At 39.1% G+C, this 14,882-nt stretch carries 11 protein-coding genes; 7 read left to right on the forward strand and 4 right to left on the reverse strand.

Going from position 1 to position 14,882, the window contains the following annotated elements:
* Positions 1–69: 69 nt before the first annotated feature.
* From ABI125_13240 to ABI125_13255, 4 genes are all read left to right on the forward strand, one after another.
* Positions 70–1,899 carry an ABC transporter ATP-binding protein gene (locus tag ABI125_13240; protein ID XCF05677.1) on the forward strand — a complete coding sequence of 610 codons (1,830 nt, stop codon included), beginning with the start codon at positions 70–72 and terminating at the stop codon, positions 1,897–1,899.
* A 292-nt stretch (positions 1,900–2,191) separates the two neighbouring features.
* Positions 2,192–2,734, forward strand: a complete 543-nt coding sequence (locus tag ABI125_13245) for an RNA polymerase sigma factor (GenBank protein XCF05678.1) — start codon at positions 2,192–2,194, stop codon at positions 2,732–2,734.
* Positions 2,735–2,767: 33 nt separating this feature from the next.
* Positions 2,768–3,268, forward strand: a complete 501-nt coding sequence (locus ABI125_13250; GenBank protein XCF05679.1) for a hypothetical protein — start codon at positions 2,768–2,770, stop codon at positions 3,266–3,268.
* 9 nt (positions 3,269–3,277) lie between these two features.
* A complete protein-coding gene (locus ABI125_13255) occupies positions 3,278–3,736 on the forward strand; it encodes a sensor of ECF-type sigma factor (GenBank protein XCF05680.1) in 459 nt (152 codons plus the stop codon).
* A gap of 12 nt (positions 3,737–3,748) precedes the next feature.
* On the opposite strand, the gene ABI125_13260 is transcribed toward ABI125_13255, so the two are convergent.
* Positions 3,749–4,777 (reverse strand): oxidoreductase, encoded by a 1,029-nt coding sequence (locus ABI125_13260; protein XCF05681.1) that lies wholly within the window; start codon positions 4,775–4,777, stop codon positions 3,749–3,751.
* Between the two features lie 145 nt (positions 4,778–4,922).
* Here ABI125_13260 and ABI125_13265 point away from each other — a divergent pair, with 145 nt between their 5' ends.
* The 3 genes from ABI125_13265 to purL all read left to right on the forward strand — a co-directional run bounded on the left by ABI125_13265 (position 4,923) and on the right by purL (position 10,972).
* On the forward strand, positions 4,923–6,140 hold the full coding sequence (locus tag ABI125_13265; GenBank protein XCF05682.1) for an RsmB/NOP family class I SAM-dependent RNA methyltransferase: 1,218 nt from the start codon (positions 4,923–4,925) through the stop codon (positions 6,138–6,140).
* Between the two features lie 160 nt (positions 6,141–6,300).
* The gene (locus tag ABI125_13270) at positions 6,301–7,161 is read left to right on the forward strand and encodes a fructosamine kinase family protein (protein XCF05683.1); all 861 of its coding nucleotides are present in this window, start codon (positions 6,301–6,303) and stop codon (positions 7,159–7,161) included.
* 115 nt (positions 7,162–7,276) lie between these two features.
* Positions 7,277–10,972, forward strand: coding sequence for a phosphoribosylformylglycinamidine synthase (gene purL / locus ABI125_13275; GenBank protein XCF05684.1), 3,696 nt, complete (start codon positions 7,277–7,279; stop codon positions 10,970–10,972).
* Between the two features lie 62 nt (positions 10,973–11,034).
* Here purL and ABI125_13280 read toward each other — a convergent pair whose 3' ends face one another.
* From ABI125_13280 to guaA, 3 genes are all read right to left on the reverse strand, one after another.
* Positions 11,035–11,265: a DUF3820 family protein gene (locus tag ABI125_13280; protein ID XCF05685.1), complete on the reverse strand. Its 231-nt coding sequence runs from the start codon at positions 11,263–11,265 to the stop codon at positions 11,035–11,037.
* A 1-nt stretch (position 11,266) separates the two neighbouring features.
* Positions 11,267–13,189 carry a LysM peptidoglycan-binding domain-containing protein gene (locus tag ABI125_13285; protein ID XCF05686.1) on the reverse strand — a complete coding sequence of 641 codons (1,923 nt, stop codon included), beginning with the start codon at positions 13,187–13,189 and terminating at the stop codon, positions 11,267–11,269.
* A gap of 153 nt (positions 13,190–13,342) precedes the next feature.
* The gene (gene guaA, locus ABI125_13290) at positions 13,343–14,878 is read right to left on the reverse strand and encodes a glutamine-hydrolyzing GMP synthase (protein ID XCF05687.1); all 1,536 of its coding nucleotides are present in this window, start codon (positions 14,876–14,878) and stop codon (positions 13,343–13,345) included.
* Positions 14,879–14,882: the final 4 nt, after the last annotated feature.

The raw sequence follows: 14,882 nt of genomic DNA on the forward strand, positions 1-14,882 counted from the left end.
TTGCTAAAAATTCACATGCTTTTATGGTTTCCATAAAAGCATGTTTTATAAATAGACAATTCTGGTTTAATGAATCATTTTTATAATATTTTAAGGTACGCCAAACCTTATAAAAGTTATGCTTTTGGGCATATTATTTCCAACGTGTTTTATGCACTATTCGGCACCCTGTCTTTTATCGCATTAATACCAATGCTCGATATTTTATTCGAAAAAAAGGACGAGGTTACCCAAATTGCCAAACCCGTTTACGATGGCATTGGCGGATTAAAAGACTACTACAAAGATTTTTTGGCTTACCATGTTAACCAATACGCCGAAAACGACCCGCAAAAAGCATTGCTATTGGTGGTTGGACTTATCATTTCCTTGTTTTTACTAAAAAACATTTTTGGCTATTTGGCCAATTATTTCATGGTGTTTTTAAGAAATGGCGTGGTACGCGATTTACGGAATGCCGTTTACACCAAAACGGTAGAACTGCCACTCTCCTACTTTTCAGAACAAAAGAAAGGTGATATTATGGCCCGTGTTACTAACGATGTGGCTACACTTCAATATTCCATGCTTCCGGTTTTGGAGCTTATTGCCAGAGAACCGTTAATGATTATTTTCACATTAATAGGTATGGTTATTTTGAGCGCCAAGCTTACCATTTTTGTGTTCATTTTTATTCCGATATCGGGTATTATTATTTCAAGAATCGGAAAGAGTTTAAAACGAAAATCAGATCGCGTTCAAAACGAACAGGGCGTAATTCTTTCTACTTTAGAAGAAACCTTAACCGGATTGCGCATTATTAAAGGTTTTAACGCCGAACAAAAATTCGACAATAAATTCAGGGAAAGTTCAAACCGATTTTACAACTTTTCGAACAAACTTTTGAACCGCCAAAACCTCGCCTCTCCAACCAGTGAATTTTTAGGCATTTTGGTAATTTCTATTTTATTGTGGTATGGAGGCCAATTGGTGTTGGTTGATGGCTCTTTGGATGGTAGTTCTTTTATCGCTTTTATGGGCTTAGCCTATAATATTATGGTACCGGCAAAGGCGATTTCTAGAGGACTTTACAACATCAAACAAGGAAATGCCGCAGCCGAGCGCATCCAAGAAATTATCGATACGCCAAACCCGCTGCGCGATAAACCAAATGCCATTGAAAAAACCGATTTCAATTCAGAAATTGAATTCAAAAACATTTCGTTTAAATATCAAGATGATTATGTCTTGAAGAATTTCTCGTTAACCATTCCCAAAGGAAAAACCGTGGCTCTAGTAGGGCAATCGGGCAGTGGAAAATCGACCATTGCCAACTTAATTACCCGTTTTTACCACGTTAATAAAGGCGAGATTTTAATTGACGGCATCAACATCAACAACATTACCACGAGTTCACTACGCAAACAATTGGGCATCGTTACCCAAGATGCCATTTTGTTTAACGATACCATAAAAAACAACCTTAAACTGGGGAACGAAAACGCCACGGACGAAGCGGTTATTGAAGCACTAAAAGTGGCCAATGCCTGGGAATTTGTAAAAGAACTGCCCCATGGCATCGATACCAACATTGGTGATGCAGGGAACAAACTTTCCGGAGGACAAAAACAACGACTGAGCATTGCACGTGCCGTGCTTAAAAGTCCGCCGATTATGATTTTAGACGAAGCCACATCGGCTCTCGATACCGAAAGCGAACGCTTGGTGCAGGTGGCACTGGAAAATATGATGAAAAACAGAACGTCCATTGTTATTGCCCACCGTTTGTCTACCATCCAAAACGCCGATGAAATTGTGGTACTCAACAAAGGTGAAATTGTTGAACAAGGCAAACACAATGCACTTATTGAACAAAAAGGTGTTTACCAAAAGCTGGTTGAAATGCAAAGCTTCGAATAAAGCTTTAGAAAACAAAAATTTTTACAAAAGAAAAAAGGATAGCGATTTGGGGGCGGCTATCCTTTTTTTGTTTTTGCTAGATTTGGGGCAATCCAACATTTATAAGTAGGTTTCTGGTACAAATATATGTCACAAATATTTATCCTACAAGAAAAAATACACTTAATCGAATTTTAAATACACTTCATCGATGTTTTTATTTGTAACATATTGATTTTAAACGTGTTTTATTTCAAAGAAAATTTCATTTAAACTTTTACTATTTTTATCAGTCTAAAATCAAACTATTTTAGTGATCGAGGAAGTACAACTGTTAGTACAATTAAAATCCGACAAGGATAAAGACGAAGCTTTTAGGGCATTGATTTCGCTCTACAAAGAACGGTTGTATTGGCATATCAGAAATATTGTGAAATCACATGACGACACTGACGATGTACTTCAAAACACATTTATAAAAGTTTATAAAAATATTCATAATTTTAAAGGAGAAAGCAAACTGTTTTCGTGGATGTACCGCATCGCTACTAATGAGTCGATTACGTTCATCAACAAAAATGCCAAGCGGTTACAAACCAGTAGCGAAGAAGTTCAGCAGCAGGTTATAAATAATTTAACTTCCGATGTGTATTTTGAAGGCTCGGATATCCAATTAAAATTGCAAAAAGCCATTGCCACATTGCCCGAAAAACAGCAATTGGTATTCAATATGAAATATTTTCAGGATTTGAAATACAAGGAAATTTCAGAAATATTGGAAACCAGCGAAGGGGCCTTAAAAGCCTCGTACCATATCGCCGTAAAAAAAATTGAAGACTATTTAACTAACAATTAAACCTTTATAAAAAAAAGTAGTCTTATAAATAGAATGAAAGACAACAAGTTACATAACATTAAAAACACCGGGTTTAAAGCTCCCGACAATTACTTTGATACTTTAGAAGACAGACTGTTTACTGAAGCCAAACTCAAAGCAAATGTTGGCGGCCCTGGTTTTGTTATGCCCGAAGGTTATTTAGACGGACTGGAAAATACCATTCTCAATAAAGTTCCGAAAACTGAGGAACCAAAAGTCATTTCTATTTTTAGCAAAAGAACTTTGGTTTACGTATCGAGCATCGCGGCTGCCATTTTGTTGCTTTTCAATTTATCGATTTTAGAAACCAAACCCACTACTTTTGATTCTTTGGACACCGAAACCGTTGAAAATTATATTTTAGAAGAAGATATTGGTAGCTACGAAATCAATGCTTCCCTTACGGCAGACGATTTTTATGTCGATAATTTCTCTGAAGAGACCATTGATGACGAATCTTTTGAAGACTATATTTTAAACGATGTTAACCTTGAAGACATAATGTTAGAATAATACAAGAACATGAAAAAGAAAATTCTCCCTATACTCATTCTTTTTATTTCTATCAATGCGTTTTCGCAACGCCACGATAAATTTAAAAAACTGAAAATCCCTTTTATCTCAGAACGCGTTAATTTAACAGCTGATGAAGCCGAAAAATTTTGGCCCATTTATAACGCTTACGAAGAAACCACTTCAAAATTAAGGCACGAAAACATTAGAGGATTGCACCGCGAAATAAAAGAAAACCGCGAATCGTTAACTGAAGCAAAAGCCAAACAACTTCTTGCCGATTTAACCAAGTACGAAAACCAATTGCACGCCGAGGAAGCCAAACTGATTAAACAACTAAAGCCTATCCTTTCTGACAAAAAAATCATTTTGCTGAAAATGGCCGAAGAGGATTTTAAAAAACGATTGTTTGACAGATACGTCGATAAAAAATTAAAACACCGCATGGAAAAAGAAAAGGACCAATAAAAGGTTCTTTTTTTATTCCCTAAATGTTAATTTTGAAATGCGTTCCGCGCCAGCAGCATACGCCACACTATCGTTTAAAAACCTAATGGTGTAAAACCCCTCGTCGCTTAAGTGTTTCCATGTTTCGCCGGCATCGTTGCTAAAATCGATGCCCTTAAAACCAATAGCCACCAATTCCTTTCCATTTCTGTTCGGAATATATTGCACACAACTTCGGTAACCCGGATTTTGGTTTTGCGCTACCAACTGCCAAGTTTTTCCACCATCGGTCGTTTTCATTTTGTTGGCTGAATTCGCATCCGGATTGGTATAATCGCCCCCAATAGCAAAACCATTCAGTTCATCATAGAAGTCGATGGAATAAATGCCCTCAGTGTCTTTTTCCTTAACAATAGGCGTATCGAAAACCTGCCAAGTTTTGGCTTTATCGGGCGAGTAATACACACGTCCAGCCGTGGTAGCCACCCAAGTGTGATCGCCCACAATGGCAATATTGGTATCGCTGGCGGCAAAAGCACCTTCGTTTTCAATACCTTTTGGCAATTCATCGCAAGTCAATTTTGTCCAAGTTTCGCCAGCATCACGGGTTACGATAACACTTAAACAACCATCGGTAGAATCGCCAATGGCGATGCCTTCCTCGTCGTTCCAAAAATCCATAGAATCGTAAAAGGCTTTGGGGTGGTTTTCTTTGTAAACCAACATTCCATTTTTGTACAGTTCAACAGGAGTTCCAATAGAAAGATAAAAAAAGTTATCATTCTGGATAGCGCAAGACCTAAAGCGGGATTCTGAACTTCGTAATAATTCAATTTCATTTATCTCTTTTAACCCATCAAAGAATAAGGAATACTGCTTCCCAACAGAAGAAATGCCTAATAACCTCTCTTCATTCAACTCTATAGCCCTAACATTCAAAAGCGAATCTTTTAAAAGCGTTTCAATTTCAACCATATTAAAAATTCGAGGAATAAAATCGCTCTTCTTCCCGCAGGAAACACAGTATACCAAAGCTAACAGACCAACAAAAAATGATTTCATAGATACTAATTTTCGGAAAAGATAAACCTATTCATCTAATTAATAAAACATTCGTGAATTCATGGCAATTAACGTAACTTTGCCTGCTTAAATTTCAGTTTATGGTAAGACTGCTTACTGCGACTGAAAACTGATTACTAAAAAAATGCGACTACACAGAAATTTATGCTTTGCGGTTATTGATGGATTGACCGATATTTTTAACGAAGGAAACTATGCCGACAAAGTGATACAGCAATTATTAAAACGCGATAAACGTTGGGGCGCTCGCGACCGTGCTTTTGTGGCCGAAACCACTTATGATATTGTCCGTTGGAAACGCCTTTACGCCGAAATTGCCGAAGTAAAAGAACCGTTTGATCGCGACAATCTGTGGCGCCTTTTTGCCGTTTGGGCCACTTTGAAAGGCATCAAATTACCGGATTGGAAGTATTTTGAAAATACCCCAACCCGAAAAATAAAAGGCCGTTTTGATGAGCTTTCTAAAATTAGAAAATTCCGTGAGTCCATTCCCGATTGGATTGACGAAGTGGGCGCAAAAGAATTGGGCAATGCTGTATGGACCAAAGAAATTGCCATGCAAAACGAACAGGCCGATGTTATTCTGCGCGTCAACACCTTAAAAACGACCAAAGAAAAACTGCAAAGTATTCTTTTTGATGAAAATACTATTGAAACCGAATTTGTAAAAGGCTACCCATCGGCATTAAAACTAAAGGAACGTGCTAATGTTTTTGTAACCGATGCTTTTAAAAACGGACTTTTTGAAGTTCAGGATGCCTCCTCGCAATTGGTCGCCGATTTTCTGGATGTAAAACCCGGAATGAAAGTAGTGGATACCTGTGCCGGTGCGGGTGGAAAAACCCTGCATTTAGCGGCTTTAATGCAAAATAAAGGGCAGGTTATTGCCATGGATATTTACGAAAGTAAACTTAAAAAGCTTAAAATTCGTGCTAAGCGCAATGGGGTTCACAACTTCGATATGCGCGTAATCGACTCTACCAAACCCATAAAGAAACTGCATAGCAAAGCCGACCGTGTTTTGATCGACGCCCCCTGCTCAGGATTGGGCGTGCTACGTCGCAACCCCGATGCCAAATGGAAATTGGAGCCCGAGTTTTTAGACCGCATTCGTGTAACCCAACAAGAGGTGCTGCAACAATATTCAAAAATGGTAAAACCCGGCGGAAAACTGGTTTACGCTACCTGTTCGGTACTCCCTTCGGAAAACCAAAATCAGGTGGAAGCCTTTTTAAAGACAGACGTTGGTGCCGATTTCAATTTTGTAAAAGACAAAAAAGTATTCGCCCACGAAAGTGGTTTTGATGGGTTTTATATGGCGCTTATGGAACGGAAAGCCTAGTTATTCGCGTCATTCTGAACTTGTTTCAGAATCACATTAATTACTAACTCTTTTTTAACAAGAGGCCTAAATAGCGCTTCGACTGCGCTCAGCGTGACAATTCAAGTTGACGAAAACTATAAAAATTCAGTTTTTAAATCTTCTTCCGTATTTTTGAATCATGCAAAACGATTTAAAAATCCACCTTTCAGGGATATTGAATGAAGACATTTGCAGTATGTCACCTGTTCACGGTGGCGATATTTCAACGGCTTATAAAATTGAAACGGCCACAAATGCCTATTTCCTAAAAACCAACCAAGCTTCATCCGCATTAACCATGTTTGAAATTGAAGCCAACGGACTCAACTTAATTGGCAGTACCAATACCATAAAAACCCCTAAAGTTTTGTTTTGTAATCGTTTTGGCAACCATGCTTTTCTTTTAATGGAATTCATTGAAAGCAAATCACCTTCCGCCAAAGATTTTGAACATTTAGGCCAACAACTCGCCCAATTACACCAATGTTCTTCTAAAAATTTTGGACTGGAAACCGACAATTTTATTGGCAGTTTGCCACAAAGCAACACGCAACACAGCAATTGGGTCGATTTTTATATTCACGAACGGTTGCAACCCCAGTTTAAATTGGCACATCAAAAACATTTGCTTACTTCCTCTGAAATTCCTTCGGTTAAAAAAATGAACAATTCTCTATCTCCTTTATTCAAAAACATCAAACCGTCGCTATTGCATGGCGATTTGTGGAGTGGCAATTATTTAATTTCAAAAGATGGCACACCATATTTAATAGACCCCGCCGTGTATTTCGGACACAACGAGGTTGATATTGCCATGAGCAAATTGTTTGGCGGTTTTGGCGAGAGTTTTTATCAATCTTATGTTGAAATCTTTCCGTTTTCAGACGAAACTTCAGCCCGAATCGACATTTACCAATTGTATTATTTGTTGGTTCACCTCAACTTATTCGGAAATTCTTACCGAAATTCGGTTAAAACCATTTTAGAGAAATACTTTTAATTTTCGGTGTTAAAATCCTGTTCGTAACCCTTTCAAAAATCGAAAATCCGAGATCTACAATCTAAAATAAAAACGTATTTTTGCATTTTCAAATACATTTACAAACCCGTACATAATGATTCATTTCTTTGGAAACGTAACCGGCAAAGTGTTTGCCGTACAAACAACAAAAGAATTATCAACCGAAACCATTTCTAAACTAACATGGTTATTTGGCAACCAGCCTAAAATAGAGCAAGCATCATTGGATGCTTTTTTTGTTGGACCACGTGCTGCAATGATTACCCCTTGGAGTACCAATGCTGTGGAAATCACCCAAAACATGGGGATTTCTGACATTATTCGAATTGAGGAATTCCAAGCCGTTTCGGAAGATTTTAAGGATTTCGACCCGATGATTTCTGAAAAATTCAACGGACTGAATCAAGAATCATTTACCATAAACATCAAGCCGGAGCCTATTCTGGACATTGAAGATATTGCCGCTTACAACATTCAGGAAGGGCTTTCATTGAGCGACGAAGAGGTTGAATATTTAGAAGGTGTTGCCAAGAAAATTGGTCGCCCGTTAACCGATTCTGAAGTATTTGGGTTTTCACAGGTAAACAGTGAGCACTGTCGCCATAAAATTTTTAACGGCACATTTGTAATTGACGGCGAGGAAAAACCGACGTCACTATTCAAGTTGATCCGTAAAACTTCGGAAACCAACCCGAACGATATTGTTTCGGCCTATAAGGACAACGTAGCCTTTATTAAAGGCCCAAAAGTAGAGCAGTTCGCTCCAAAACGTGCTGACGTTCCTGAATTTTACCAAACCAAAGATTTCGATTCTGTAATTTCGCTTAAAGCGGAAACCCACAACTTCCCAACCACGGTTGAGCCTTTTAACGGTGCAGCAACGGGTTCGGGTGGCGAAATTCGCGACCGTTTGGCTGGCGGAAAAGGTTCTTTGCCTTTGGCAGGAACAGCGGTTTACATGACGTCGTATTCGCGTTTGGAAGACAACCCATTCGACTCCGCTCAGGGCAGGCCTTGGGAAAAAGCGATGGACGAGCGCAAGTGGTTGTACCAAACTCCCATGGATATTTTAATAAAAGCTTCAAACGGCGCTTCCGATTTTGGCAATAAATTCGGTCAGCCGTTAATCTGCGGTTCGGTGTTAACGTTCGAGCACGAAGAAGATGCCAGAAAACTTGGCTTCGACAAAGTAATCATGCAAGCCGGAGGTATTGGTTACGGAAAATCTGAACAAGCCTTAAAAGACACCCCAAAAACAGGCGATAAAGTCGTTATTCTAGGTGGCGAAAACTACCGTATTGGTATGGGTGGTGCCGCGGTATCAAGTGCCGATACGGGTGAATTTGAATCGGGCATTGAACTGAATGCCGTACAGCGTTCTAATCCCGAAATGCAAAAACGTGCAGCCAACGCCGTTCGTGGTATGGTAGAAAGCGATGAAAACCATATTGTTTCCATTCACGATCATGGTGCTGGAGGACACTTAAACTGTCTATCGGAATTAGTTGAAGAAACCGGTGGGCATATCGATTTGGATAAACTTCCCGTTGGCGACCCCACCCTATCCGACAAAGAAATTATTGGTAACGAATCCCAAGAGCGTATGGGATTGGTTATTTCTGAAAAACATATTGACACGCTTCAAAAAATTGCCGACCGTGAGCGTTCGCCCATGTATACCGTAGGCGATGTTACCGGCAATAATCGCTTTACTTTCGAGAGCAAAACCAACGGGCACAAACCGATGGATTTGGCTATGGAAGACATGTTTGGCAGCTCGCCAAAAACCTATATGTACGATAAAAAGGTTACTCGAAATTATGCTGATGTGACTTACAATCCTGATAATTTCAACAACTATCTGGAGCAAGTATTACAACTTGAAGCTGTTGCGTGTAAAGACTGGTTGACCAATAAAGTAGACCGTTGTGTTGGCGGAAAAGTAGCCAAGCAACAATGTGTTGGTCCGTTGCAAATTCCATTGAACAACGTTGGTGTTATGGCATTGGATTTTAAAGGCAAGGAAGGTATCGCTACATCTATTGGGCATTCACCTATTTCGGGATTAATCAATCCGGTAGCTGGAAGCAGAAATTCCATCACCGAAGCTTTAACCAACATTATTTGGGCGCCACTAAAAGATGGATTAAAAAATGTATCGCTATCTGCAAACTGGATGTGGCCTTGTAAAAACGAAGGTGAAGACGCGCGCTTATACGAAGCGGTTGAAGCGGTTTCAGAATTTGCTATCGATTTGGGTATCAACGTCCCAACCGGAAAAGATTCACTTTCCATGAAGCAAAAATACCCTAACGAAGAGGTTATTTCTCCGGGAACCGTAATCATTTCGGCTGCAGCTAACTGTATCGACATAAACAAAGTAATTGAGCCTGTATTCCAAAAAGGAGCAGGAAGTATATACTACATCAACCTATCTCAAGATTGTTTTAAATTAGGCGGAAGCTCATTTGCCCAAGTAGTGAACAAAATTGGAAAAGACACTCCAAATGTTCAAAACGCCGGGTATGTTAAAACGGTTTTTAACACCATTCAGCAATTAATTTTAGAGGAAAAAATTGTTGCGGGCCATGATGTGGCATCGGGTGGATTAATCACAACGCTTTTAGAATTGTGTTTTGCCGACAATAATTTAGGTGCTGAATTAAACTTAACTGCTCTGGCTGAAAATGATTCAACTAAAGTATTGTTTGCTGAAAATGCAGGTTTGGTTATTCAATCGAAAGACGCTTCAATCGAATCTGTATTATCTGAAGCCAACATTGAATTCTTCAACATTGGTAACGTTGCCGAAAGCGATAGCTTAATCATCAGCAACGGAAATGACACGTTCAACTTGTCTGTTTCTAAATGGCGTGATACTTGGTTCAAAACATCGTTCTTATTAGACCAAAGACAAACGGCGAATGGTTTAGCGCAAAACCGTTACGATAATTATAAAAATCAACCATTACAATACAGTTTCCCGAGTCATTTTACTGGGAAGTTAAAAGATGTGGTTTCTGTTCCTCTCAACCACCAAAAGCCAAAAGCAGCCATTCTTCGTGAAAAAGGAAGTAACTCCGAACGCGAAATGGCCAACGCCATGTACTTGGCTGGGTTTGATGTAAAAGATGTACACATGACCGATTTAATTTCTGGTCGTGAAACATTGGAAGATATTCAGTTTTTAGGTGCTGTTGGTGGATTCTCAAACAGTGACGTTTTGGGTTCTGCGAAAGGTTGGGCCGGAGCTATTAAATACAACGACAAAGCGAATGAAGTGATTAAAAATTTCTTCAAACGAGATGACACTTTATCAGTTGGTATTTGCAATGGTTGCCAATTGTGGATGGAATTAGATTTAATCAATCCAGAACACGATGTTCATGGCAAAATGCTCCACAACGATTCGCACAAACACGAGAGTTCGTTTACATCGGTAAAAATTCAAGAAAACAATTCGGTGATGCTCTCCAACTTAGCGGGAAGCACCTTGGGGGTTTGGATTTCACATGGGGAAGGTAAATTCAGTTTACCAAAAGCAGAAGACCAATACAACATTGTTGGTAAATACGCTTATGCGGAATACCCACACAACCCCAACGGATCGGATTATAACACCGCCATGATGTGCGATAAAACAGGACGCCATTTGGTAACCATGCCACATATCGAGCGTTCTATTTTCCAATGGAACTGGGCCAATTATCCAACAGGAAGAAAAGACGAAGTTTCTCCTTGGGTTGAAGCTTTTGTTAATGCCCGAAAGTGGATTGAAAACAAAAAATAACAATACAAAAAAACGCTATCAATTTAAGTTTTGATAGCGTTTTTTTATTTTGGGATTCACGGTTATTTTTTAGGGTATTGTCTTTTAATATTCCGAATAAGATCTTCCAGTCCATTAAGCTTTAGTTCGTAAACCTGTTTCAACATATCGCCTAATTTTCCTTGGGGAAAACCTTTGCTGTGATACCAAACCACATAATGTTCGGGCAAATCAATCAGGTAACGCCCTTCATATTTCCCGAAAGGCATTTTGGTATGGGCCAAATCGATTAAAAACTGTTTATCGGGAAGCATACTATTGCTTTACTTCAACGATAGATAAGTTATCGTACTTCACCAAGTAAACAGAATCGTTGTAGTAACCGCCCATCAACTCTTTTTTATAGGCAAACTTATTTTCGATGTACTCGGTTAATGGCGCATGCTTTACAGACAAATACAAATCGCTTGAAGACACTAATCGCAACACCACATCCATGGTTAAATCGAAGCCTTTGACTGCTTTGTTATTTGGAGTAATTCGATAGGTATCGTTATATTTCTTTAAGAAAATTTTATGGTCGCTTTCATTATAGGATTTAGACCCCGTTGCAAAATGAAACTGAAGTTTAGACAAATGGGTGTTGTTTATTTGGTCGCCTTCAAACGCCGAATTCAAACGGGTAGTAACCAGTACTATTTTTCGCGCTTCTTCTTCGTCATTTCCATTTCTAATCAATGAAGCCAAAACACTGATAACATTAGCTGCAAAGCCTTCATTTTGGGTTTCTAAAAACACGATGTTTTTTCCGGGTTTCAATGCATTTTCAATATCCTCGCGCGTTACAAAAAATTCATCTTTTCCGTCCTTATTTTTTCTGGAAAGCACTTGTTTGGCTCGTCCGAATTCCTGTTTCAGTTCATTCGATATCGTTGTATTTTTTGTATCGTGAACAATGATAATATTGGATGATAACGAATCGGTCTTTACAAAATTGATTACCTTAGCTTTCAACAGTTCATCTGAAGGTCGGGCTTGGAATACGTTATCATAAAGCTTTAAATTAGTGCCAATGGGCGACACCACCGGGATGTGGAACTTTCTTAAATCTGAGGCAGCACGTTCAAAATTTCTTCCAGTTAATGGGCCAATAACCGCATCAATATTTTCAAAATCATTTTCTTTTATAATACGCGATACTTCAGCAGTTTCATTTTTGGTATCGTAAACATCCAACTTCAGCGAAATCCCTAAAGTTTTCAATGAATCGACAGCCATTAAAACCCCCGAATAAAAATCTAAAGAGGTATTCAAATAAGGGTCGTTTTTTATGCTTTGCTTGGTATCGGCAACCGAATCGAAATCCACGCGATTTAACCTAAAAGGCAGCATAATGGCGATACGTTTGGTGCTAAAATCTGAAATGCTATCTACCAAATTAATTGTTTCCGAAATAGAAAAATTATCAGTAGTCGCCGTGTAGGGAATTTTTAAAATCATGCCCTCTTTTAAGCCACTTTCCTTTAGTCCCGGATTTAACTTTTCAAGGTCTTCCTGCTCTAAACCTAATTTCAGCTTTAAGCGATAAAAACCTTCCTTGGGCAATACTTTATAGTACCCATATTTTTCATCTACTGTTTTCACATCTTCAGTAGAAAGGTTAGGTACATTGATTTCTTCACCAACTTTTAAAACTTCGGGCATTCCTGGATTTAGAGCCTCCAATTCGTTTACTGATATTCCAAATTTATAGGCAATACGCCATTTCCCTTCTTTGGGTTTTACAGTGTAAGTTTTGGTGGTTTCGGCCACCTCAACGGTTTCTGTAGTTTTGTAAACTGGTATTTGGATTCTGTCGCCTTTTCTTAACGGATTGGCATACAAAAAGGAGTTGTGCTTTTTTATATCCTCTTCTGTTACATTGTATTCTTTTGCCAAACTGTACAAAGTTTCCTTTCGTTTGGTTTTATGTTCTTTAAATCCTTGGAGTTCTTTGGTTACGGTAACTTTGGGCTGCTTTGCCTTTGATATCGGGATAATGAGAATGGTATTAGCCTTTAATCCCTTTTTGGCATCTGGATTGAGTTCGTAAATATCATAAGGCGAAACAAAATATTTTTTTGAAACCTCTTCGATAGTCTCGCCTGCCTTCACTTTATGTGTGCTGAAATTTTGTGCATTTACAGATGAAAAACCGAATACTACTACTAGAATAAAAGCTAAAAGAAATCTACTCATACCGTTTAATTGAGAAAACATAAATATAATAAAAACACCAACCGTTTTGGTTATATACGTTGATTGTTATTTAAAAAGACGACTTTAAAATACCTTCTTTCTAAATAACAATCATACAATGTGCCAAAAGGCGGTTAAGTCAAAACAAATTGACTATTCCCACTCAATGGTGGCGGGTGGCTTCGAACTGATGTCGTACACTACCCTATTAACGCCTTTTACTTTATTTATTATATCGTTTGATGTTTTTTGAAGGAATTCGTATGGCAAATTTACCCAATCGGCGGTCATGCCATCGGTGCTTTCAACAGCTCTCAATGCCACACATTTTTCGTACGTACGCTCATCTCCCATAACGCCAACACTGTTTACCGGAAGTAACATCGCTCCCGCTTGCCAAACTTTATCGTATAGTCCCCAAGATTTTAATCCATTGATGAAAATCGCATCCACCTCTTGTAGAATCCTTACTTTTTCTGCAGTAATGTCGCCTAAAATTCGAATACCCAATCCTGGCCCCGGGAACGGATGGCGACCCAAAAGTTCTGGGTCGATCCCCAAGGTTGCTCCTACTCGTCTTACTTCATCTTTAAAAATAGCACGTAAAGGCTCTACGATTTTAAGCTTCATAAAATCTGGCAATCCGCCTACGTTATGGTGACTTTTTATAGTGGCCGAAGGGCCGCCGGTAGCCGACACACTTTCAATAACATCGGGGTAAATGGTACCTTGTGCCAACCATTCCACATCTTTCAATTTATGGGCTTCATCATCAAACACCTCGATAAACGCATTACCAATGGCTTTACGTTTTTTCTCTGGGTCTTCAATGCCTTTCAATGCGGCCAAAAATCGCTCGGAAGCATCTACTCCTTTTACGTTAAGCCCCATGCCTTCGTACTGCTTTAGTACGTTTTCAAATTCATTTTTACGAAGCAGACCGTTATTAACGAATATACAATACAGGTTTTTACCTATGGCCTTGTTTAAAAGTACGGCAGCCACGGTAGAATCCACGCCTCCGGAAAGCCCTAAAACGACTTTTCCATCGCCTACTTTTTGCTGAATGGCTTCAACGGTTTCTTCAACAAAAGACTGCGGCGTCCAATCTGGGTTCAATCCGGCTATTTTCACCAAAAAGTTTTCCAACAATTGTTTTCCGTCGGTTGAATGATATACTTCAGGGTGAAACTGAATGGCATAAGTGGTTTCGCCTTCAATTTTATAGGCGGCATTTTCCACATCGTGCGTGCTAGCAATTAGCACCCCATTTGTAGGTAATTCTTTTATGGTATCGCTATGGCTCATCCAAACTTGACTGCCCGAAGTAATATTTTCAAAAAAGGTTTCATCCTCCTTCACATAAGATAAATTAGCTCGACCATACTCACGCGTGTTTGAAGGCGCTACATTTCCACCAGAAAAATGGGCCAAATATTGGGCACCATAGCAAACGGCCAACATGGGTTTTTTACCGCGTATGTTGCTTAAATCGGGATGCAAAGCATCTTCACCCCTAACGGAATTGGGACTACCAGAAAGGATTACGGCCTTGTATTCTTCAATGTTTGACGGAATTTTGTTGAATGGATGTATTTCGGAGTAAATGTTGAGTTCCCTAACTCTACGGGCAATAAGCTGTGTGTATTGCGATCCGAAGTCTAAAATAAGTACCTTATCGTGTTGCATGCGC

Source organism: Tamlana crocina, assembly GCA_040429635.1.
GTDB classification, from domain to species: domain Bacteria; phylum Bacteroidota; class Bacteroidia; order Flavobacteriales; family Flavobacteriaceae; genus Flavisericum; species Flavisericum crocinum.

Bases quoted from the DNA above. Each gene is read 5' to 3' on its own strand.
- ABI125_13240 (XCF05677.1), top strand. From the start codon at position 70: ATGAATCATTTTTATAATATTTTAAGGTACGCCAAACCTTATAAAAGT.
- ABI125_13250 (XCF05679.1), top strand. From the start codon at position 2,768: ATGAAAGACAACAAGTTACATAACATTAAAAACACCGGGTTTAAAGCT.
- ABI125_13255 (XCF05680.1), top strand. From the start codon at position 3,278: ATGAAAAAGAAAATTCTCCCTATACTCATTCTTTTTATTTCTATCAAT.
- ABI125_13260 (XCF05681.1), bottom strand. From the start codon at position 4,777: ATGAAATCATTTTTTGTTGGTCTGTTAGCTTTGGTATACTGTGTTTCC.
- ABI125_13265 (XCF05682.1), top strand. From the start codon at position 4,923: ATGCGACTACACAGAAATTTATGCTTTGCGGTTATTGATGGATTGACC.
- ABI125_13270 (XCF05683.1), top strand. From the start codon at position 6,301: ATGCAAAACGATTTAAAAATCCACCTTTCAGGGATATTGAATGAAGAC.
- purL (XCF05684.1), top strand. From the start codon at position 7,277: ATGATTCATTTCTTTGGAAACGTAACCGGCAAAGTGTTTGCCGTACAA.
- ABI125_13280 (XCF05685.1), bottom strand. From the start codon at position 11,265: ATGCTTCCCGATAAACAGTTTTTAATCGATTTGGCCCATACCAAAATG.
- ABI125_13285 (XCF05686.1), bottom strand. From the start codon at position 13,189: ATGAGTAGATTTCTTTTAGCTTTTATTCTAGTAGTAGTATTCGGTTTT.
- guaA (XCF05687.1), bottom strand. From the start codon at position 14,878: ATGCAACACGATAAGGTACTTATTTTAGACTTCGGATCGCAATACACA.